Annotated in this window: 14 protein-coding genes; 10 read left to right on the forward strand and 4 right to left on the reverse strand. The window is 61.4% G+C overall.

Going from position 1 to position 20,095, the window contains the following annotated elements; translation table 11 throughout:
- Window positions 1-37: 37 nt before the first annotated feature.
- The 4 genes from AB1J88_RS05370 to AB1J88_RS05385 all read right to left on the reverse strand — a co-directional run bounded on the left by AB1J88_RS05370 (window position 38) and on the right by AB1J88_RS05385 (window position 5,212).
- Window positions 38-1,108, reverse strand: coding sequence for an SMP-30/gluconolactonase/LRE family protein (locus AB1J88_RS05370; RefSeq protein WP_430290434.1), 1,071 nt, complete (start codon window positions 1,106-1,108; stop codon window positions 38-40).
- Window positions 1,105-2,250, reverse strand: coding sequence for a sterol desaturase/SRPBCC family protein (locus AB1J88_RS05375; protein ID WP_430290435.1), 1,146 nt, complete (start codon window positions 2,248-2,250; stop codon window positions 1,105-1,107). The genes AB1J88_RS05370 and AB1J88_RS05375 overlap by 4 nt, the downstream gene beginning before the upstream one ends.
- 112 nt (window positions 2,251-2,362) lie before the next feature.
- Window positions 2,363-3,226, reverse strand: coding sequence for a LysR family transcriptional regulator (locus AB1J88_RS05380; RefSeq protein WP_041072725.1), 864 nt, complete (start codon window positions 3,224-3,226; stop codon window positions 2,363-2,365).
- Between the two features lie 267 nt (window positions 3,227-3,493).
- Window positions 3,494-5,212: a hydrogenase maturation protein gene (locus tag AB1J88_RS05385; protein ID WP_430290436.1), complete on the reverse strand. Its 1,719-nt coding sequence runs from the start codon at window positions 5,210-5,212 to the stop codon at window positions 3,494-3,496.
- A 295-nt stretch (window positions 5,213-5,507) separates the two neighbouring features.
- Between AB1J88_RS05385 and AB1J88_RS05390 the strand changes: the two genes are divergently transcribed.
- The 10 genes from AB1J88_RS05390 to AB1J88_RS05435 all read left to right on the forward strand — a co-directional run bounded on the left by AB1J88_RS05390 (window position 5,508) and on the right by AB1J88_RS05435 (window position 19,962).
- The gene (locus tag AB1J88_RS05390; RefSeq protein WP_145598421.1) at window positions 5,508-6,017 is read left to right on the forward strand and encodes a sigma-70 family RNA polymerase sigma factor; all 510 of its coding nucleotides are present in this window, start codon (window positions 5,508-5,510) and stop codon (window positions 6,015-6,017) included.
- Window positions 6,014-6,961: a FecR domain-containing protein gene (locus AB1J88_RS05395; RefSeq protein WP_430290437.1), complete on the forward strand. Its 948-nt coding sequence runs from the start codon at window positions 6,014-6,016 to the stop codon at window positions 6,959-6,961. Before AB1J88_RS05390 ends, AB1J88_RS05395 begins: the two co-directional genes overlap by 4 nt.
- Window positions 6,962-7,171: 210 nt before the next feature.
- Window positions 7,172-10,093, forward strand: coding sequence for a TonB-dependent receptor domain-containing protein (locus AB1J88_RS05400; protein WP_430290438.1), 2,922 nt, complete (start codon window positions 7,172-7,174; stop codon window positions 10,091-10,093).
- Between the two features lie 269 nt (window positions 10,094-10,362).
- Window positions 10,363-10,839 carry an antitoxin Xre/MbcA/ParS toxin-binding domain-containing protein gene (locus tag AB1J88_RS05405; RefSeq protein ID WP_430290439.1) on the forward strand — a complete coding sequence of 159 codons (477 nt, stop codon included), beginning with the start codon at window positions 10,363-10,365 and terminating at the stop codon, window positions 10,837-10,839.
- Complete coding sequence (locus AB1J88_RS05410; RefSeq protein ID WP_430290440.1) at window positions 10,836-11,339, forward strand: RES family NAD+ phosphorylase; 504 nt, start codon at window positions 10,836-10,838, stop codon at window positions 11,337-11,339. Before AB1J88_RS05405 ends, AB1J88_RS05410 begins: the two co-directional genes overlap by 4 nt.
- A 116-nt stretch (window positions 11,340-11,455) precedes the next feature.
- A complete protein-coding gene (locus AB1J88_RS05415) occupies window positions 11,456-14,098 on the forward strand; it encodes a TonB-dependent receptor (protein ID WP_430290441.1) in 2,643 nt (880 codons plus the stop codon).
- Window positions 14,099-14,426: 328 nt separating this feature from the next.
- The gene (locus AB1J88_RS05420; protein WP_430290443.1) at window positions 14,427-16,277 is read left to right on the forward strand and encodes an extracellular solute-binding protein; all 1,851 of its coding nucleotides are present in this window, start codon (window positions 14,427-14,429) and stop codon (window positions 16,275-16,277) included.
- On the forward strand, window positions 16,264-17,328 hold the full coding sequence (locus AB1J88_RS05425) for a microcin C ABC transporter permease YejB (RefSeq protein WP_108182859.1): 1,065 nt from the start codon (window positions 16,264-16,266) through the stop codon (window positions 17,326-17,328). The genes AB1J88_RS05420 and AB1J88_RS05425 overlap by 14 nt, the downstream gene beginning before the upstream one ends.
- The gene (locus tag AB1J88_RS05430; protein WP_430290444.1) at window positions 17,328-18,350 is read left to right on the forward strand and encodes an ABC transporter permease; all 1,023 of its coding nucleotides are present in this window, start codon (window positions 17,328-17,330) and stop codon (window positions 18,348-18,350) included. Before AB1J88_RS05425 ends, AB1J88_RS05430 begins: the two co-directional genes overlap by 1 nt.
- A 1-nt stretch (window position 18,351) precedes the next feature.
- On the forward strand, window positions 18,352-19,962 hold the full coding sequence (locus AB1J88_RS05435; RefSeq protein ID WP_430290445.1) for an ABC transporter ATP-binding protein: 1,611 nt from the start codon (window positions 18,352-18,354) through the stop codon (window positions 19,960-19,962).
- Window positions 19,963-20,095: the final 133 nt, after the last annotated feature.

A 20,095-nucleotide genomic window follows, 5' to 3' on the forward strand; every position in this document is an offset into this window, starting at 1 on the left:
CGATGACGCCCGGCCATCCAGCACTCGTCTTGCGCACTTACTTCAGCGCATCAGCCAGCGGCAACCGCGCCATGTGCTTGGCTTTCAGTGAACCCAAATACAACCAGTCCCCATACTCGCGCGCCGTGGTGATCGGCGAGTAATTGCCGCTGCTGGCATCCTGCAGATTGGCGATCACCTTGCCCTGCAGATCCAGCCCCAGCACAAACCCACGTTTCTCCACCGGTTTGGGCAGCACAGTCAGTGCCCGGACGATCATCGTGCGCACCCACGGATGCCCGGCGGTGCCGTCGAGCAAGGCACTGCGCGGTGCGTAGAGGGCGACCCAGAAGCGGTTGCTGCCATTGAACGCGAGGTTGTCCGGCAAACCGGGCAGGTTGTCGATGAACATGTCGTGGGTGCCGGCCTTGGGGCCCGTCAGCCAGTAACGACTGATGCGGTAGGCGCCGGTTTCGTTGACCAGCACATAAGCGTCGTCCGGGCCGAGGGTCACGCCGTTGGCAAACTGCAGCTTGTCGAGGAGCACGCTGGTTTTGCCGGTCTGAAAGTCGTAGCGCAGCAAGCGCCCGTCACCGCCATGTTCGATGATCGCCTCACCGTCGTGCCCATAGCCCCAGCGGCTGCTGGCATCGCTGAAATAGGCGTAGTGCCCGGACTTGTCGATCGCCACGTCGTCGGTAAAACCGAAGGGCAGGCCATTGGCCTCGGTCGTCAGAGGAATCAGTCGACCCTGCGCGTCGAGCGAGAGCAGGCCTTTGACCGCGTCGGCAATCACCAGCAGACCGTTGGGATGCCGCGCCAGCCCAAGAGGGCGGCCGCCCGTGTCGCTCAGCACTTGGCGTGTCTTGCCATCAAGGCTGGTGCGAATCAGCCGCCCGTCATGCAGGCCGGTGATCAGGAAGTCACCTTCCAGCAGCAGCGCTTCCGGGCCGTCGATGTCACCCGGCCCAACCTGTTCGACGGCTTTGAGTCGCTGGTTTTCGGCGTACAGCCCTTCGCTCAGTGACGGTGCCGCTGGCGGTTTCCACGCCACCGGTTGAACCCTGGTTGGCATCAACAGCAAAAACGCGATGACGAGGACGACCAGCAGTAACAGCAGGCGCTTCATGAATGTTGCCCCGTCAGCGTCAGGTGCTTGAGTGCCATGTCGCGCAGGGCGTGCATCGATATGGCCGATTCACGTTCGATGCGGCGCTTCAACAGCAACAGGTTGGCAACGCGCATGCCCAAGCTGTCGAAGCGATAATCCAGGGTGCGCACGAACCGTGTGCCGTCGCCTTCGGCCGTGCATTCGTAGGTCAGCCGCAACGACAGACCGTGGTCACCGCGCGCCCGCGCGCACCAGCGCCGGCCGGGCAGATACTCGGTGACCTCCCAGCGCAAATGACCGGCGCGCCCGCCGGCATGAATGTCTTCTTCGAAACGTGCGCCGGCGTGCAGCGGGCCTTGCGGGCCGTCGATCTTCAGCGACGAGGGATGCCACTGCGGCCAGTGGTTGACGCTGGCGGCGTAGCGAAGCACGGCGATGGGTTCGCTGGCGATATCGATCTGGTGCTGCATGCGGGTCATGGCGGGTCTCGAATGGCGCAACGGGGCGGGTTGCGGCTCCCAGTACAGGGTGCCGAACAGGTAATCCATCAGCGGGAAAACGATATTGAAATTACGCTCCTGCATGCACTCGCGGCGGTGATGCAATTCGTGCAGATGACGCATCTGGCGGATCCACGGCAGGCGGGTCAGCGGATTATTCGGCGGTAGATGCTCGCAGGCGTGAAACACCTCGTAGGCCAGATAACCCAGAACCATGCAGCCGCCGAACAGCCCGGCGACATTGGCGTTGAACTGTGCGAGCAGCCACCAGAGCGGCAAGGTGAAAAGCAGCGTATGCACGACGATGAGCCAGGCCGGAAACAGAATCACCCGCCAGTCGCGAGCGCCGTCGTAGGTCATGTGGCCGGGGGTGAAAAAGCTGTGGTGGTCACCGGCATGCCGCGCATAGAACAGCTTGGCGAACGTCTTTTTGTGGTGGCCGAGATGGCGATGGACCATGTACACGCCAACGTTGAACAACAGCAGGGTCAGCGGCACGCTCAGCCATTCCAGTGGCTGTACCTGGCGTGCGCTGCTCCAGAAGGCGCCGATCGCCAGCACGCCGAACAGCAGCACGAAAGCGCCGTGCAGCCACGGGTTGTACAACGGATGAATGGCCGCACGGTAGCGGCTGCGGAATGCCTCGGTGGTCTGCCTCAATGCGTTCACCTGCGGGTATTGTTGTTATACCCGGCAGATTAGCCGATCGGGCCGTTTGTGCAGGCCGGACCTTGAGGTCAGTTGTGCCATGCTCCGGTGCAAAGCGGCCGACTCAGCTCAACGGGTTCCAGCGCTGCGACCAGTCGTCATCGGTCTCGATCACCTGGCGCAACAGATCGAAGGCCTGTTGCAGGGTCGCCGAGTCTCGCTCGCGGGCGTACACCAGATAGGTTGGATAGCCGAATTCCGGGGCTTTGGTCACCGCTTCCAGCGCGCCGGTTTCCAGATAGCTGCGCACCACACGGGTGCGAAAGTAGCCGCTGCCGCCGTGTTCGAGGATGTATTGCAGGGCCAGCGGGCCGAGGTTGAAACTCAGCGCGGCTTTGGCCTTGTCTGGCAGTGCTGCGTCATGCTGGCGACGGAAGTCCGGCCCCCAGTCGATGTAGACGTAAGGATCCGGGCGGTTTGGCGCACGCACCAGAATCAGTTTTTCTTCCAGTACCTGCTCGACTTGCAGGCCGGGCCAATATTCCGGCTGATAGACCAGCGCGGCATCGAGCACGCCGAGTTCGAGTTGGCGCAGCAGGTTTTCGCCGTCGCGGATTTCCATGCGCAGGGCATGTCCGGGGATTTTTTCACGCAGTTCGGCGGCCCAACTGAGCATCAACGGGTTGCACAGGCTGACTTCACCGCCGATGTGCAGCACGTTGTGATAGCCGTCCAGCAGCGGCAGGTCGCGCCGCGCGGCTTCCCAGGTCTGCACCAGTTGATTGGCGTAGACCACGAAAGCCTCACCATTGGCGGTCAGTTTCGCCCCGGCGCGGTTGCGCACGAACAGCGTGCTGCCCAGCTGACTTTCGAGCTTCTGCACCCGGGCGGTGATCGCCGTTTGTGTGACGAACAACTTCTGCGCCGCCGCGGCGAGGCTGCCGTGGCGGACGATTTCCAGAAAGGTGCGGGCGAGGTCGATGTCCATGGGCGGGCCGGTATCTGAGGTGCGGGCATTGTAAGTGCCGGCTCGCCACCGCGTCATCGTTCATTGCGCTGCGGTTTCCATGGATTTCGTGAGTGATGCAAACCCCTGCAGGAGCGAGCCTGCTGGCGATGGAGGAATGTCTGCCAAACCAGTGTCGCCCGACACACCGCCATCGTTGGCAAGCCAGCTCCCACAGGTACTGTGTCGGACGCAGAACCCGGTGGGAGTCTGGCTTGCCAGCGATGAGGCCGTAGTGGGCGCTGAAGCTCAACCCGCCAACTCAACCTTGCGCACCCGCGCCCAGTCTTCGACCAGCCGCGCCGGCGTGCCGCAGGCCTTGCGCTTGTAGACGAAGTGGCTGCACTTCTCGGCAAACTGGTTGCGGTTGTAGAGCATGTCTTCCTGCATTTCCTGCAGCTCGTTTTCCCGGCATTGCTCGATCAGCACCTGATCAACCCGCAATTTGCGCTCACGCACGGCGGCATAGGTCGGGTCGGTCAATGCCGCGTTGGCCCGTTGCAGCAACCATAACGAAAACTCGTCCGGGCAGCGCGGACCGATCTCCTGGACCATGCCCAGTTGCAGCGCCTGCGTGGCGCTGATTGGCAGGCAGGCCTGGGTCAGTTGTTCGGCCACCGTCGGGCCGACGGCGCGGGGCAGGCTGTAGGTCCAGTATTCCGAGCCATACAGGCCCATGCTTTTGTAATGCGGATTGAGCACGATGTCGGCCCGGGCAAACACGATGTCGGCGGCCAGTGCGAGCATCACGCCGCCGGCTCCGGCATTGCCGGTCACGCCGCTGACCACCAGTTGCTGCGCGCTGAGCAGCTCGGCGCAGACATCGTCGATCGCCTGAATATTGGCCCAGGCCTCGGCGCCCGGATCCTGCGCGGCCTGGATCACGTTCAGGTGCACACCGTTGGAAAAACTGCCGCGTCCACCCTTGATCAACAGCACGCGGGTGTCCCGCGATTTGGCCCAGCGCAGCGCCTCGACCATACGCTGACACTGTTCGGTACTCATCGCGCCGTTGTAGAACTCGAAGGTCAGCTCCCCGACATGCCCGGATTCACGGTAGCGGATCGGCTGATACGCCTCCTCATTGAACGGCTCGCGGGCGATTGACCAATCGAGCGTCGGCACGTCGGCCAGTTGCCCGGCCAGCACGTGCCGCGCCGGTTGCTTGAAGGTTTCTTCGCCGGGCAGTGGTTTGCGCCGCAACGAACCGATCCACAGGCTGTGATCACCGGTGGCAACCAGCACCGCATCGTCATGCACGGCGAGGATCTTGCCGGGAATGCCGGTGCGCTGATCAAGGTGCGCGTCGTACACGTAATACTGCCCGCCGGCCAGACTCGCCAGTACACCGGGCTGGCCGTCAGCGGCGTCAATGCAGCGTTTGATGAATCGCGAGCAGTCGTGCCAGCTGAAGGTGCGGTCGGCCTGCTTCATGTTCGGTTGCAGGCGGCCGCGGACTTTGGGATCGCTGTAATCCAGTGCGACAGGGACAAAGCCGTCGATGAATTTTTCGACCACTTCGCGAATACAGCGAATCGCCGCATCGCTGACCCGACCGTTGTACAACTCGGACTTGCGCAAGCCCGGCGGCAGATTGAATTCGCAGGTGGCCCAGACCGGGCCGGCGTCCATTTCCTCCACCGCTTGCAGGGCGGTCACGCCCCAACTTGTGAGTTCATTGGTGATCGCCCAGTCCAGCGCGCTGGCGCCACGATCGCCGACGATGCCCGGATGAATGATCACCACCGGTCGCCGGAGATTGCTCCACAGCGCTTGCGGCACGCGGTCCTTGAGGAACGGGCAGATCACCAGATCGGCGCCGCTGTGCTCGATCTGTTCGCACACCGAAGCCTCGTCGGTGAACACCACAACGCTGGGCGAATGCCCGGCCTGGCGCAGTTCCAGCCAGGCGCGTTGAGTCAGGCCGTTGAAGGCCGAGGACAGCAGAATAATCTTCAGTGATCGCATGGTTTTCTTCCTTGAAAGGGCTGCCGTGGGCTCCTGATGAGCCGTCCCTGGCATTCGATGGAGCGCGCAGATTAGTCAGTGCTGCTGCGCTGGCAACTGATCCGGGTCAACGTTGTGTGAGTCAATATTTCCCCGGAGTTGAGGTTCCTTATTCTCAAAGGTTTGACTGTCCTGATTTTTTATTACTTCAAATGTAAGCAGCGCTATTGCACAGTCGCGCCAGATCAGGAGTCGGACGATCCCGGCAGAACGATGGTTTTTCGCAGCGGGTGGGACCCGTTTCAGGGAGCAAGACATGGGTGATGTTCAAAACCCGCATGACCGGATGATTGGGCAAATGTTCCAAAAGGACTATCGCTGGCTGTGCGCTGCCGTCGGCCGCACGCTGGGTTGCCCGCACAGTGCACAGGACATCGCCTCGGAAACTTTTCTGCGGGTATTGACCCTGCCGGACCCGACCGCGATTCGTGAACCCAGGGCGCTGTTGACCACCATCGCCCGACGGCTGATGTATGAAGGCTGGCGTCGCCAGGACCTGGAACGCGCCTATCTGGAAAGCCTGGCCCTGGCGCCGGAACCGGTGCATCCATCGCCGGAGGAACGCGCGCTGGTGATCGAAGCGCTGTTGGCGGTCGATCGCCTGCTCAATGGCTTGTCGGCCAAGGCCAAAGCGGCGTTTCTCTACCATCAGCTCGACGGTCTGACCTACAGCGAAATCGGCGAACGGCTTGGGGTTTCCACCAGTCGGGTGCAGCAATACATGGTCGAGGCGTTCAAACGCTGCTATCAGGCGATGCAGGCATGAGGCCGGACGACGCGGTGATCGATGAGGCGGCGCAGTGGATGGCGCTGTTGCAGTCCGGTGAAGCCAGCGCTGGCGAGCGTGCGGCGTTCGACGCGTGGCGGGCAGCTGACCCGCGACATCAGCGGATCATCGAGCAAATGGGCGGTGGCCTGAACCTGCTGCGCCATCCGGACTTGCGCGGGCTGCCCCGCAACAGTCTGTTGCACAGCCTGAATGCGCCGTCGAGTCGTCGGCGTTTTCTCAGCGGTAGCCTGAGTGTGCTCGGGATTGCCGTGCTGGCCGGATTGCTCGGGCGCCGCTACGGCTGGCTGCCGGAAGCGGGGGAGTTGGCGACCGGCACTGGCGAGCGGCGCGACTTTACCCTGGAGGATGGCAGTGCACTGAGTCTGAATGCCCGCACGCGAGTGGTGGCGCAATTCGATGCGGTTCAGCGCCTGCTGGCATTGCGCACTGGTGAGTTATTGGTGGATGTCGCCAAGGATTGCGCTCGACCATTTGTGGTCGAGACCGAGCACGGTCGGATGCGTGCACTGGGAACGAAATTCCTCGTGCAACAACACGATGATTTCACCCGCCTGGTGATGCTGCACTCGCAGGTCGAAGTGGTCACCGCTGGCGGGGCGCGGCGACTGGTCGAGGCAGGGCAGAGCCTGTCGTTCAACGCGCAGGACATTCTGGCTCTGGAGCACAGCAACGGACAGGAAAGCGCCTGGATGCAAGGTCGCCTGGAAGTGCGCGACCGGCCACTGAGCGAGGTGATCGACAGCCTGCGCCGCTATCGCCGGGGCATTCTGCACCTGAGTCCCGAAGTGGCCGATCTGCGCCTGAGCGGCCTCTATCCGCTGGACGACAGCGACCGCACTTTGCAATTGCTGGAGCGTTCGCTGCCGATTCGCGTCACCTGGCACAACCCCTACTGGGTCAGCATCCAGCCTCGCCCTTAAGCCCACTGCAACCCTGCAGGAGCTGCCGCAGGCTGCGATCCTTTGATCTTGAAAAAACAAAATCAAAAGATCGCAGCCTTCGGCAGCTCCTACACAGAGGTGCGTTTATTCCGGTTATAGGTTTATGACTTCTTGGCCTAATCCCCGCCCTATAAAAAGCGCCGGCCCGCTGCTCATTCCCTGCAGACGCCTTCAACAGGGAAGCCCTTGATGATTTCATTCAAACAACAATTACCGCGCCTGACCCTCGCCGCCGCACTGGCGATGGGGCTGGGGCCGATCGCGGTGTATGCGCAGGATTCTGCGGCCCAGGTCTATACCTTCGACATCGCCAGCGGCCCGCTGGATGAGGTCTTGCTGGATATCTCGCGCCAGACCGGCGTACCGATTTCCTTCAGTCAGAATCTGGTGGAGGGCAAACGCAGCAGTGCCGTGCGCGGCGCGTTGGGCGGGCGTCAGGCGGTCGAGAAAGCGTTGCTCGGCAGTGGCCTGCATGTCGAGCAGAGTGCCCAGGGCCTGAGCGTGCGCGAAGGCGCGGCGAGTACGCCGGTAGCGGCCAAAGTCAGCGCCGCGGCCCCGGCCACCAGCGCCGATTACCGCATGGAAAAAGTCACCGTCACCGGCTCGCGAATCGCTCGTGCACAGAGCGATGGCGCGACCCCGGTCAACGTCATCACCCACGAAGAGATGGAAGCGCGCGGCTACAAGAACGTCTATGACGCCTTGGCGACGCAGACGCAAAACACTGGCATGACCCAGGGCGAGGACTACGGCAATACCTGGCAACCGGCGGCCAGCGCGATCAACCTGCGGGGCCTCGGCCCCAATCACACGCTGGTGCTGATCAACGGCCGGCGCGTCGCCGATTACCCGACGCCGTACGACGGCAAAGTCAACTTCACCAACCTGGCGAACATTCCTTCGGCAGTCATCGAACGCATCGAAATTCTCAGCAGCGGCGCCTCGGCGATCTACGGTTCGGACGCAATTGCCGGGGTGGTCAACATCATCCTCAAGAAGCAGATCAATGGCATCGACGTCAATCTCAAGGGCGGCACCAGCGAGCGTGGCGGTGGCGACAATCAGCGCCTGCAAATCAGCGGCGGAGGCAGTTGGGGCGACTTCGACGGCTTGTTCGGCCTGGAGCTGACCAACCGCGATCCGATCTGGGCCGATGATCGCGGCTTCATGCAGAGCGGCCCGCTGGCGGATGTCGGTTACCGCCGCGACCTGAGCAACAACCGCTACCTCGGCCATGGTTGCGGCGCCTATCAAGGCACTTTCGACAACAAGCTGCTGAACAACGGCGGACGCTGCCGCACCGATCAGATGTACAACGATTACTGGACCATTCAGACGCAAAAGGAAAACTACGACGGCTACACCCGTGGCACTTGGCATTTCAGCGACAGCGGTCAGGTGTTTGCCGATTTGATGTATGGCCTCGATCACATTCAGAACAACACCCGTGGCCCGACGTTTACTTCGCCGGACTTCATCAACCAGAACAGCGGCAATCTGGAGCGCTGGTATCGCCGTTACGGCGAAGAGGAAATCGGTGGCCGCACCAGCAACAACAGCAAGTGGACCGACACGTCGTGGACCGGCACCCTCGGCCTCTCGGACAAGATCGCCGACACCGGCTGGCGTTATGATCTGGCGGCCAATCGCTCGGAATATCGCAGCGTCAGAACCACGCGCTACACGCCGCTGTCCTCGATTCAGGATTTCTACCTCGGCCCGCAACTGGGCACGCGTGACGGTTACCCGCTGTTCGCCCCGGACGCCTCGCGGCTTGATCGTCCGCTGACGCCACAAGAGTGGGAGCAGTTTCGCAGCAACCTGACCCAGCGCAGCAAATCGGTTTCCACCAGCTACAACGCCTCGATCAATGGCGATCTGTTTGACCTGCCGGCCGGCCCGGTCGGATTTGCCGGGGTGCTGGAAGCGGGCAAGCAGGAGTATCGCGTCGACCCGGACGACGGTCTGAATGACGGCACTTTCTATGGTGTGAGCCCGGCACAAAGCTCCGGTGGTTCGCGCAAGCGTTACGCCGCCGGTGGCGAGTTCAGCATTCCGGTCACCGACACTGTGCTGGCCACTGCCGCCGGACGTTGGGACCAGTACAAATTCAGCGGCCGCAGCGAGCAGCAGAAAACCTACAACCTCGGCCTGGAATGGCGCCCGATCACCAGTCTGTTGCTGCGTGGCAGTTACGGCACCAGTTTCCGCGCGCCGGATCTGAATTACATCTACCAGTCCGACAGCAACGGTTACTACCCGGCGCAGATCGACTACTACGGTTGCAGCCAGGGCGTGCAGGGCGCGTGTGATCGCGGACGGGTCGATTACACCCAGAGCGGCACCCCGGACCTTGAGTCCGAACGCGGCAAATCCTGGACCTACGGTTTTGTCTGGTCGCCGTCGCGCAATTTCGATTTCTCCACCGATTTCTGGCGGGTCGAGATCGACGACCTGCTGACCACCGTCGACGAAAATCGCCTGTTGCAGCAAGAGAACGAATGCCGCAACGGCACCCAGGACATCAACTCGGCCAACTGCCAGTCGACCCTGGCGCGCATCGACCGCAATCCGGGGAATGCCGCCATCGATCCGAATCAGTTGCAACGAGTGCGGGTCAATGCGATTAACGCCGCCAGCGAGCGGGTCAGCGGTCTGGACTTCAAGAGCAATATCCGCTGGGGCGCCGGCCAGTACGGTGCGTTCAGTTCGGCGCTGGGCTACACCTTGGTGCTGTCGCATTTCTACAAGGAGTCCGATGAGGCGCCGACTCAGGACTGGCGCACGTCGCGCACCAACTACGACTGGCGCAGCAAGGTCAACGCCAGCCTGACCTGGGATTACCAAAAGGCCACGGCGACGCTGATGGGCATTCGTTACGGCTCGGTGACCAATGGCGCGGGCGACGGGCGTTTGTCGCCATGGACGGTGTTCAACGCCAGCGCCCGCTACAAACTCAACGACCGCGCCAGTGTCGGCCTGACCGTGAACAATGTGCTCAACCAGATCAAGCACGACGACTCCGCCGGCTGGCCGTATTACCCGACCGGCAACTACGACCCGTACGGGCGGCAGTGGTGGCTGGATGTGAGTTATCACTTCGGCAGTTGAGCACGTGGAATATGTGAGTAACGTCCTACGGAAACGGGGGAGTTTTTTGCAGAAACGGGGATATTTCCGACGACAATCTCAGGTTGGTCGTCGGAAGCGTGATCTATAGCATCGGATATGACATTGAAGTCGTAAACGGCTTGGACGCTCAGGCCTCTGATAACGGATGGATTATGCGAACTCCCCACCTCGAATACGAAACGCCTGCTTATTCCCATCGCCTTCACTGGCGCACCGATCGTGCCAGATGCCCCATGGAGGAGGTTGCGATGCCCAGCGTCAAGGTACCCCGGCTGACGGGGATAAAGAGGGCCGAGGGCAGACCTGTCGACGTGCTCGTGAATGGCCGGAACATAGGTGACGATGCCTTTCTGATCGTCGACCTGACCGACGAAGGTTTTGAGTTGAACGATGTCGTCAACATGCTTTCAACCTCTGAGCTTTATCTGCAAGGCGACATGGTCAAACGCATCACCGGCAAGTCGGTCAGCACCGTCCGGCGGTTACTGAAGGAAGGTAAGACGGTACGGCTTGACCCGCAGCAGAGCGTCGTCGCCTACCAATATGCGTTGGTGCTGGAAAAGGCCACTCGCGCCTTCGGGAGGCAGTCACGGGCCGAGGAGTGGCTGCGCAAGCCCAGCACCTACCTGAACGGTCGCGTCCCCGCTGAGTTTATTCGGCATCCACTGGGATTTCAGATGGTGGAGCAGTATCTGGGGCAGCTGATATACGGGGTTTACACATGAATCCCTTGCCCTGGGACGAGCACTGGTATGCCTGGCGGCTGGACGCCGAGGTCTACGGAGGGACTTGGGACAGCGGGATGGGTTCAAATCTCAATGGTGGCCGATGGAACATACCCGGGCGGCGAGTCGTTTATGCATCAGTCGATCCGTCCTCGGCGATTCTGGAGGTGGCAGCCCATCACAGCTTTGATGCGCTGGACAGTGAACCTTATGTACTCACGTGTTTTGAAGTCGTCAGCGAAGCAAAAGTGAAAATCGTGCAGCCGGAGGATGTGCCGAATCCTTATTGGTTGAGCCCCGCCAAGCCTTCCCCCAATCAACAACTGTTCGCCGATGCGTTATTAGCAGAGCATCCGTTTGTACTGATCCCCTCGGCGGCAACCCGCCACTCGTGGAATCTGCTGGTGAGCTGCGAATTGGCGGAGGGGCAGTTCAGGATGGTTTCTCAGGAGCGGTTTGGGCTGGATACAAGGTTGCTGAGGGAGATGGAGCTGGCTTGATCCACACGTGCCATTTTTTGCATAACCTCATCACCCAACGGTCTAAATCGGGCTCTATAAAACCGTTCAGTCCATTGCACATCCCTGCATAAACCAAAACGCAGGGATGGCTGTTCATGATCCATTTTTCACCCGTTAGATCCCGTTTGAGCCTGGCCTTGCTGCTGGCGATCAATACCTTGCCGGCTGTCGCTGCCGACGAACCCACGACCCAGTTGCAACGGGTGGAAGTCACCGGCACGGCGATTCGCCGGGTCGATGCGGAAACTGCAGTACCGGTCACCATTCTGCGAGTTGAAGAACTGCGCGAGCAGGGGGTGAGCACCACCGAAGAACTGGTGAGCCGGATTTCTGCCAACCAGTCTTCGGTCGGCTCCGGTCGTTCGGTGGGTTCGAGCAGCGGAGGGGCGTCGTATGCCGATTTGCGTGGCATAGGCCCGAACAAGACGCTGGTGCTGCTCAATGGCCGGCGCCTGAGCAACAACGCGACCAACGCGATCAATGGCTCCGGGGTTGACCTGAACACCATTCCGTTCGCCGCCATTGATCGCGTCGAAGTCCTGCGTGACGGCGCTTCGGCGTTATACGGCACCGATGCGATCGGCGGGGTGATCAACTTCATCACCAAGACCAGCCTCACCGAAGGCCAGCTCAGCACCAACTACGACACGCCGACTCATGCCGGCGGTGGTGAAAGTCGTAACTTCAGTGGCAGCTGGGGATTTGGCGATTTGCAGAATGACCGCTTCAACGTGTTCGGTGTGGTCAGTTACGACAAGCAGCAGCGCCTGGCTGCCGAGGACCGAGGCTACACCTACAACTATCAGCCCGGACGCGGTCTCGATTACACCTCCGGCACCGCTTCGCCGGCCAACTGGAGTCAGGGCAGCAACGCCACCAACCCGTTGGCCGGTTCCGGTTGCAACGCGCCAGGATTGCTGGCGCGCAACGGCATCTGCCGCCAGAGCCTGTGGAACTACCTCGATCTGGTACCGGAAACCGAGAAGACTTCGGCGTTCGCCAAAGCTACCGGCAAGCTCGCGGATGATCACAACGTCAGCCTCGAATACTTCTGGGCACGCAACGAAAACCGTACGCAGATCGGCCCTGGCACCTTGATGGGCAATCAGGTCAATCCCGGCACGGCGTTTTATCCCGGTAACGGCATTACCCCCGGCCCCAGCGGTTTCGCCCTCGACCCGACGCAACCGGTGGATGTGAACTGGCGCGAAACCGCCGTCGGCGCGCGTCAGCATGAAGACGACAACACCGGCCAGCGTTTGCTGTTGAGCTTCGATGGCAGTGTGGTTGGGTGGGACTACAACGTCGGCGCGTCGTACAACCAGAACAAAGTGGTGAATGCCATCGAGGCCGGCTATGTCAACGACCGCGCCGTCAGCGCCGGTATTGCCAACGGCATCATCAACCCGTTTGGCGCGCAGACCGCTGCCGGACAGGCGTTGCTGGCGGCCAGCACGGTGGACGGCGATTACTCGACGGCGGTCGGTCGGGTGAAGGCGATTGATGGACGTGTCAGCCGCGAGATTGGCGATTGGTTCGGCGCCGGCCCGTCGGCGCTGGCGCTGGGTGGCGAATACCGCAAGGAAGATTTCCATCAGGACTTCGCCCAGTTCGCCGCCGATGTGCAGAGCCTGGGTGTCGATCCGAATGCCAGCGTCGCAGGGGATCGCAGCGTTTCGGCGCAGTACGCCGAGGTCAACGTGCCGGTGCTCGACAGCCTGGAATTGTCCGCCGCCGTGCGCCACGACAAGTACAGCGACTTCGGCAGCACCACCAACCCGAAATACTCGTTCCGCTTCCAGCCGTTCAAGGAGTTGGTGGTGCGTGGCGCTTACAGCGAGGGTTTCCGCGCGCCGTCGCTTTACGAGTTGTACAACCCGAACTTCACCACGTTCACCGTCGCCAACTACAACGACCCACGGCTGTGCGCTGGCGGTAATCCGAGCAACGGCGGCATCGCCAACCGCGACTGCGCCCAACAGTTTTACAGCCGCACCGGTGGCAATACTGACCTGAGCCCGGAAACCGCGCGCAATGTCACCCTCGGCTTCGTCTATCAACCGTTCGAGCGCCTGAGCACCGGGCTGGACTTCTGGTGGATCAACATCGCCAACCAGATCGCCGAATTCCCCGAGTCAGCGGTATTCGAAAACCCGGAGCTGTACCCGGACCGCCTGGTGCGCAAGCCTGACGGCTCCATCGATCACATCGTCACGGGGCTGGCCAACCTCGGCAAGATCAAGACCAATGGCGTCGACGTCAGCTTCGACTACCGTTTGCCGAGCACCCCGTACGGCAACTTCGGTATCGGCCTGCAAGGCACCTATGTCAGCCGCTACGAGTACCAGCAGCAGCTCAAGGGCGACTACATCGACAAGCTTGGCGATTTTCGTGGCGGCGACTTTTCCTCGGCCGGCGCTGTGGCTCGTTGGCGCCACAGCCTGACCGGCAGCTGGAACTACGGCCCTTATGGCGTCGCCCTGACCAACCGCTACACCAGCGGTTACCACGACTCCGACCGTGAGACCCACGATTACGTCGGCTCGTACAACGTCTGGGACCTGGCCGGCACCTACACCTGGCGCAAAACCCTGAGTGTGACCCTCGGTGCGAAGAACCTGTTCGACCGCGAGCCGCCGTTCAGCAACCAGACCTACACCTTCCAGAGCGGCTACGACCCGAAGTACGGCGACCCGTTCGGGCGGACGCTGTACACGCGGGTCAATTACAAGTTCTGACCCGCTCTGTGTAGGAGCTGCCGCAGGCTGCGATCTGTTGATCTTCAAAAGTCAAAAGATCGTCCGATCGCGGCCCGAGCCTGCGGCAGCTCCTACAGGGAGCGGATTTCATGGAGGGGGCAGGTTTTAGTCACTTATTGATCTAAGCCTGCCCTATAAAAATTGCCGGCCTGTTGCACATCACAGGTAGGCAGAAGGTTTGGTGATTGTTAGGGCGTCATCGCTGGCAAGCCAGCTCCCACAGTGACTTGTGAACACCGCAAAACGTGTGGGAGCTGGCTTGCCAGCGATGAGGCCATAAACAGCGCCGTGCAAAAAGGATCTGCCAATGTTCTCCAGGCTCATTCTGTTCAGCGCTTTTGCGCTGCTAAGCCCATTCAATTGGGCCGCTCCACAACCCGCCCTCACGGTCTACGGCGAAGCCCCCAAATACGCCCCGGACTTCCAGCACCTGGCTTACACCAATCCCGACGCTCCCAAGGGCGGGACACTGCGCCGCTCCTCGCTGGAAAGCGGCCCGTTCGATCACCTGATTCCGTACATCGACAAAGGCACTGGCGTCGCTGACATCGACGGCTGGCTCTACGCGCCGCTGGCCTATCGCAGCAAGGACGAACCCTACAGCGTCTACGGCCTGGTGGCGCAGCAGATGGAACTGGATGCAGATCGCCGCTGGTTGCGCTTTTACCTCAACCCCAAGGCCCGGTTCGACGACGGCACGCCAATCACTGCCGAAGACGTGCGTTACACCTTCGAGCTGTTCACCACTCAGGGCAGCCTCAAATACCGCCAACAGTTTCGTGACGTCGCCGACGTCGTGGTGGAGTCGCCGACGCAAGTGCGCTTCAATTTCAAGAGCAACGACAGCCGCACCTTGCCACTGGATCTGGCGACACTGCCGGTGTTGCCCGAACACTGGTGGCGCACGCGCGACTTCGCCGAGGGCGCCGGTTTCGAGATCCCGCCGGGCAGCGGCCCGTACCGGATCAGCGCCGTGGATGCCGGGCGCAGCGTGAAATTCCAGCGTGTTGCCGACTGGTGGGCCAAGGATCTGCCAATCACTCGCGGCCTGTATAACTTCGATCACTTGAGCGTGGAGTTCTTCGCCGACACCGATGTTGCAAGGCAGGTGCTCAAGGCTGGCGGCTTCGACTACAACCGCGAATTTTCCGCGACCAGTTACACCATAGGCTATGCCGGGGCGGCGCTGGAGCAGGGCAGATTGCTCCGCGAACATCTGGCGCCAGGTGCCGCGCAAGGTTCGCAGGGTTTCGTGTTCAACCTGCAAAAACCGCTGTTTCAGGATCGCCGGGTGCGGCAGGCGATCGCCATGCTCTGGGATTTCGAATGGAGCAACCGGCAGATGATGCGCAGCATGTACTTGCGGCAGCGCAGTTACTTCTCGCACAGCGCATTGGCGGCCACCGAGTTGCCGGACGCCGAGGAACTGAAAATCCTCGAACCGTGGCGCGGCAAGATCCCCGACGAGGTGTTTACCCAAGTCTTCGAAGCGCCGAAAACCGACGGCAGCGGCAACATTCGCGCCGAGCAGTTACAAGCCCTGAAACTGCTCGAAGCCGCCGGCTGGAAACCCCGTGGCGATCAGTTGGTGAATGCCAAAGGCGAGCCACTGCAGTTCACCTTTCTCAACGGTCAGAAGGGTTTTGAACGGCTGCTGCTGCCGTTCAAGCGCAACCTGGCACAGATCGGTGTCGGCTTCGATATTCGCCAGGTCGACACCGCGCAATACACCAACCGCGTGCGCAATCGCGACTACGACATGATCGTCGTGGGTTACCCGGTGAGTCAGGCGCCGGGGCGCGAGATGTTCAATTACTTCGGCTCTGACGGCGCCGACGATCCCGGCTCGAATAACTACATGGTGCTGCGTGATCCGGCGGTCGATGCCTTGCTCGAAGGGCTGGTGCAGGCCGACAACCGCGAAAGCCTGCTGCGCCATGCCCATGCCCTGGATCGGGTGTTGCAGTGGGGTTACTACTGGATTCCCAATTACTACCCGCCGGGAATTTCCACGGTGTGGTGGAACCGTTTTGGCCGCCCGGCGACAGCGCCGCTGTATGACGCCGGGCTCGATACCTGGTGGGAAATCAGCCCGACCGCGTTGACCGCCACGCAGCTGCAGCAACAGCAAAAGGAGTATGCGCATGTGGGGCTATAGCCTGCGGCGTCTGCTGCTGATCGTGCCGACTTTGCTCGCTATTCTGCTGGTCAATTTCGTGATCGTGCAGGCCGCGCCGGGTGGCCCGGTGGAGCAGGCCATCGCGCGCTTGCAGGGCATCGGAGTCGGCGCAACGGTGGGCGGCGGTCATGTCGAAACCATTGGCGGCGAATCCCGCGCGACCCGAGGCCTGGACCCGAAACTGGTGGCCGACATCGAGCGTCAGTACGGCTTCGACAAACCCGCCGGTGAACGCCTGTGGCTGATGCTCAAAAGCTACGCGCACCTGGATTTCGGTCAGAGCTTTTTCCGTGGTGCCAGCGTCACCGAACTGATCTGGCAGAAGCTGCCAGTGACCTTGTCGCTGGGCTTGTGGGCCACGCTGATCACTTATCTGGTGTCGATTCCGCTGGGCATTCGCAAGGCCGTGCATAACGGTTCGGCGTTCGATGTCTGGAGCAGCGTGGCGATCATCATCGGCTACGCAATGCCGGGCTTTCTGTTCGCGCTGCTGCTGATCATCGTGTTTGCCGGTGGCAGCGCGCTGGACTGGTTTCCGGTACGCGGGCTGGTCTCCGACAACTTCGCCGAGCTGTCGCCGTGGGCCAAGGTCGCGGACTACTTCTGGCATCTGGTGTTGCCGGTCACCGCGCTGGTCATCGGTGGATTCGCCACGCTGACCATCCTCACCAAAAACAGCTTTCTCAACGAGATCTCACGCCTGTACGTGGTGACGGCGCGGGCCAAGGGCCTGAGCCAGCGTCAGGTGTTGTACGGTCATGTGTTCCGCAACGCGATGTTGCTGGTGGTCGCCGGGCTGCCCCAAGCGCTGGTAACGGTATTTTTCGGCGGCTCATTGCTGATCGAAGTGATCTTCTCCCTCGATGGCCTCGGCCGTCTCAGTTACGAGGCGGCGGTGTCGCGTGACTACCCGGTGGTGTTCGGTTCGTTGTTCATCTTCACCCTGTTCGGCCTGCTGATAAAACTGCTCGGCGACCTGTGCTACACGCTGGTCGACCCGCGCATCGACTTCACCGCGAGGACTGCCTGATGCTGACCTTATCTCCCATCGGCCAGCGGCGCTGGGCGCGGTTCAAGGCGCATCGGCGTGGCTGGTGGTCGTTGTGGCTGTTTCTGCTGTTGTTCGGTCTGAGCCTGGGCGGCGAGCTGATCGCCAATGACAAACCGCTGCTGGTCGAGTATCAGGGCCAGTGGTACTTCCCGGCGTTCAAGCGCTACACCGAGCAGGATTTCGCTGGCGAACTGCCGTTCCAGCCGGACTATCGCAGCGCGCAGGTGCGGCAACTGATCGAAGGGCAGGGCGGACGGATGTGGTTTGCGCCGATCCCGTTCGGTTTCGATACGGTGAATTACGACCTGAGCGAGCCGGCACCGAGCCCGCCGAGCGCCGAGAACTGGCTGGGCACCGACGATCAGGCGCGGGATGTGCTCGCGCGGGTGATCTTCGGTACGCGGGTGTCGTTGCTGTTTGCCTTGGCGCTGACCGCTGCCAGTGCGCTGATCGGCATCGCTGCCGGCGCCTTGCAAGGCTATTACGGCGGTTGGGTCGATCTGCTTGGGCAGCGGTTGCTGGAGGTATGGTCGGGGCTGCCGGTGTTGTACCTGTTGATCATTCTGTCCGGATTTGTCGAGCCGAATTTCTGGTGGCTGCTGGGAATCATGGCGCTGTTTTCCTGGCTGAGTCTGGTGGATGTGGTGCGCGCCGAGTTTCTGCGCAGCCGCGGTCTGGAATACGTGAAAGCCGCGCGGGCGTTGGGCGTTGGCGATGTGCAGGTGATCTGTCGGCACATCCTGCCCAATGCGATGAGCGCGACCCTGACGTATCTGCCGTTCATTCTCACCGGAGCGATTGCCACGCTGTCGGCACTGGATTTTCTCGGTTTCGGCATGCCCGCCGGCAGCGCTTCGCTGGGCGAATTGATCGGTCAGGGCAAGAGCAATCTGCAAGCGCCGTGGTTGGGGCTGACGGCGTTTTTTGCCCTGGCGCTGATTCTTTCTCTGTTGGTGTTCATCGGTGAGGCTTGCCGAGATGCTTATGATCCAAGGACTTGAGATGAGCGAAAACCTGATCGAAATACGCAACCTGCGTGTGGCATTCAACGGCCAGCCTGTGGTGCATGGCATCGACTTCGATATTCGCCCGGGCGAATGCCTGGCACTGGTCGGCGAGTCCGGCTCGGGCAAATCGGTGACCGCTCACAGCATCCTGCAATTGCTCGACCCGAACATCACGCGGCTCGATGGCAGCATTCGTTATGCCGGCGAAGAGCTGCTCGGCGTGCATGAGCGTTATCTGCGCCAGTTACGCGGCAACCGTATCACGATGATTTTTCAGGAGCCGATGAGTTCGCTGAATCCACTGCATACGATCGAGCGGCAACTCGGCGAGAGCCTGGCGTTGCACAAAGGCCTGGCGGGCGCGCAGGCCCGTGAACGGATGCTTGAACTGCTCGAACTGGTCGGCATTCAGAAGCCGCGCGAACGGCTCAAGGCCTATCCGCATCAACTCTCCGGCGGCCAGCGCCAACGGGTGATGATCGCCATGGCGCTGGCCTGTGAGCCGCAATTGTTGATCGCAGACGAACCCACCACTGCGCTGGACGTGACGGTGCAGCGCAGGATTCTGTTGCTGCTCAAGAAATTGCAGCAGCGCCTGGGCATGGCGCTGCTGATCATCAGCCATGACCTCAATCTGGTGCGCACCCTCGCGCAGCGGGTGGCGGTGATGCGCGGTGGACGGATCGTCGAGCAGGCGCCGTGCGAGCAGTTGTTCAGTGCGCCGCAGCATCCTTACAGCATTGAATTGCTGAATGCCGAGCCGGGCGGGCATGCCTTGTGTCTCGACGCGACAGAGGACTTGTTGCAAGTGCGCGATCTGAAGGTGCGTTTTCGTCTGAGCGGCGGTTGGCTGCGGCGCAAAACCTGGCTGGACGCGGTGAAGGGCATCGATCTGAATCTGCAGCGCGGCAAAACGCTGGGGATTGTCGGCGAGTCGGGCTCGGGCAAGTCGACATTGGGCCAGGCGATTCTGCGTCTGATCGACGCCGAGGGCAGCATTCACTTTGCCGGTGAGGCGCTGCAACAGTTGAGCGGCAAGCAGCTGCGCCCCCTGCGCAAGCGCCTGCAAGTGGTGTTTCAGGATCCGTTCGGCAGCCTCAGCCCGCGCCTGTGTGTGGAGCAGATCATTGCCGAGGGGCTGCAGGTGCACAGCGATTTGAATGCTGCCGAGCGCGAACAGACGGTGATTGATGTGCTGCGCGAGGTTGGCCTGGATCCGGCCACCCGACATCGTTATCCGCACGAATTTTCCGGTGGACAACGCCAACGGATTGCAATCGCCCGGGCGCTGGTGCTCAAACCGGATCTGATCTTGCTCGATGAGCCGACCTCGGCGCTGGATCGCACGGTGCAGAAGCAGATCGTTGCTTTATTACGGCGACTGCAGGAAGAGCATGGGCTGACTTATCTGTTCATCAGTCATGACCTGGCGGTGGTGCGGGCGTTGGCCCACGATTTGATTGTGATGAAGGAGGGGGAGGTGGTGGAGCGGGGGGAGACCAGTGCGCTGTTCAGTGCGGCGCAACATCCCTACACGCAGGAGTTGCTGGCGGCATCCATTGTGGAGGCGAGGCTGGCGCGAAATCCTGTAGGAGCTGTCGAGTGAAACGAGGCTGCGATCTTTTGATCTTGATCTTTAAAAGCAAGATCAAAAGATCGCAGCGTGCCGCAGCTCCTGCAGGGGCCAGACGCAAAAATCCCGCCACAGGGGCGGGATTTTCTTCAAACCGAACGCAAGT

The sequence above is a fragment of the Pseudomonas sp. S8 genome, assembly GCF_050473925.1.
In the GTDB taxonomy this organism is placed as follows: domain Bacteria; phylum Pseudomonadota; class Gammaproteobacteria; order Pseudomonadales; family Pseudomonadaceae; genus Aquipseudomonas; species Aquipseudomonas parakoreensis.

Coding starts and splice junctions, on each gene's coding strand:
- AB1J88_RS05370 (WP_430290434.1), bottom strand. CDS start 1,108: ATGAAGCGCCTGCTGTTACTGCTGGTCGTCCTCGTCATCGCGTTTTTG.
- AB1J88_RS05380 (WP_041072725.1), bottom strand. CDS start 3,226: ATGGACATCGACCTCGCCCGCACCTTTCTGGAAATCGTCCGCCACGGC.
- AB1J88_RS05385 (WP_430290436.1), bottom strand. CDS start 5,212: ATGCGATCACTGAAGATTATTCTGCTGTCCTCGGCCTTCAACGGCCTG.
- AB1J88_RS05390 (WP_145598421.1), top strand. CDS start 5,508: ATGGGTGATGTTCAAAACCCGCATGACCGGATGATTGGGCAAATGTTC.
- AB1J88_RS05395 (WP_430290437.1), top strand. CDS start 6,014: ATGAGGCCGGACGACGCGGTGATCGATGAGGCGGCGCAGTGGATGGCG.
- AB1J88_RS05400 (WP_430290438.1), top strand. CDS start 7,172: ATGATTTCATTCAAACAACAATTACCGCGCCTGACCCTCGCCGCCGCA.
- AB1J88_RS05405 (WP_430290439.1), top strand. CDS start 10,363: ATGCCCAGCGTCAAGGTACCCCGGCTGACGGGGATAAAGAGGGCCGAG.
- AB1J88_RS05410 (WP_430290440.1), top strand. CDS start 10,836: ATGAATCCCTTGCCCTGGGACGAGCACTGGTATGCCTGGCGGCTGGAC.
- AB1J88_RS05415 (WP_430290441.1), top strand. CDS start 11,456: ATGATCCATTTTTCACCCGTTAGATCCCGTTTGAGCCTGGCCTTGCTG.
- AB1J88_RS05420 (WP_430290443.1), top strand. CDS start 14,427: ATGTTCTCCAGGCTCATTCTGTTCAGCGCTTTTGCGCTGCTAAGCCCA.
- AB1J88_RS05425 (WP_108182859.1), top strand. CDS start 16,264: ATGTGGGGCTATAGCCTGCGGCGTCTGCTGCTGATCGTGCCGACTTTG.
- AB1J88_RS05430 (WP_430290444.1), top strand. CDS start 17,328: ATGCTGACCTTATCTCCCATCGGCCAGCGGCGCTGGGCGCGGTTCAAG.
- AB1J88_RS05435 (WP_430290445.1), top strand. CDS start 18,352: ATGAGCGAAAACCTGATCGAAATACGCAACCTGCGTGTGGCATTCAAC.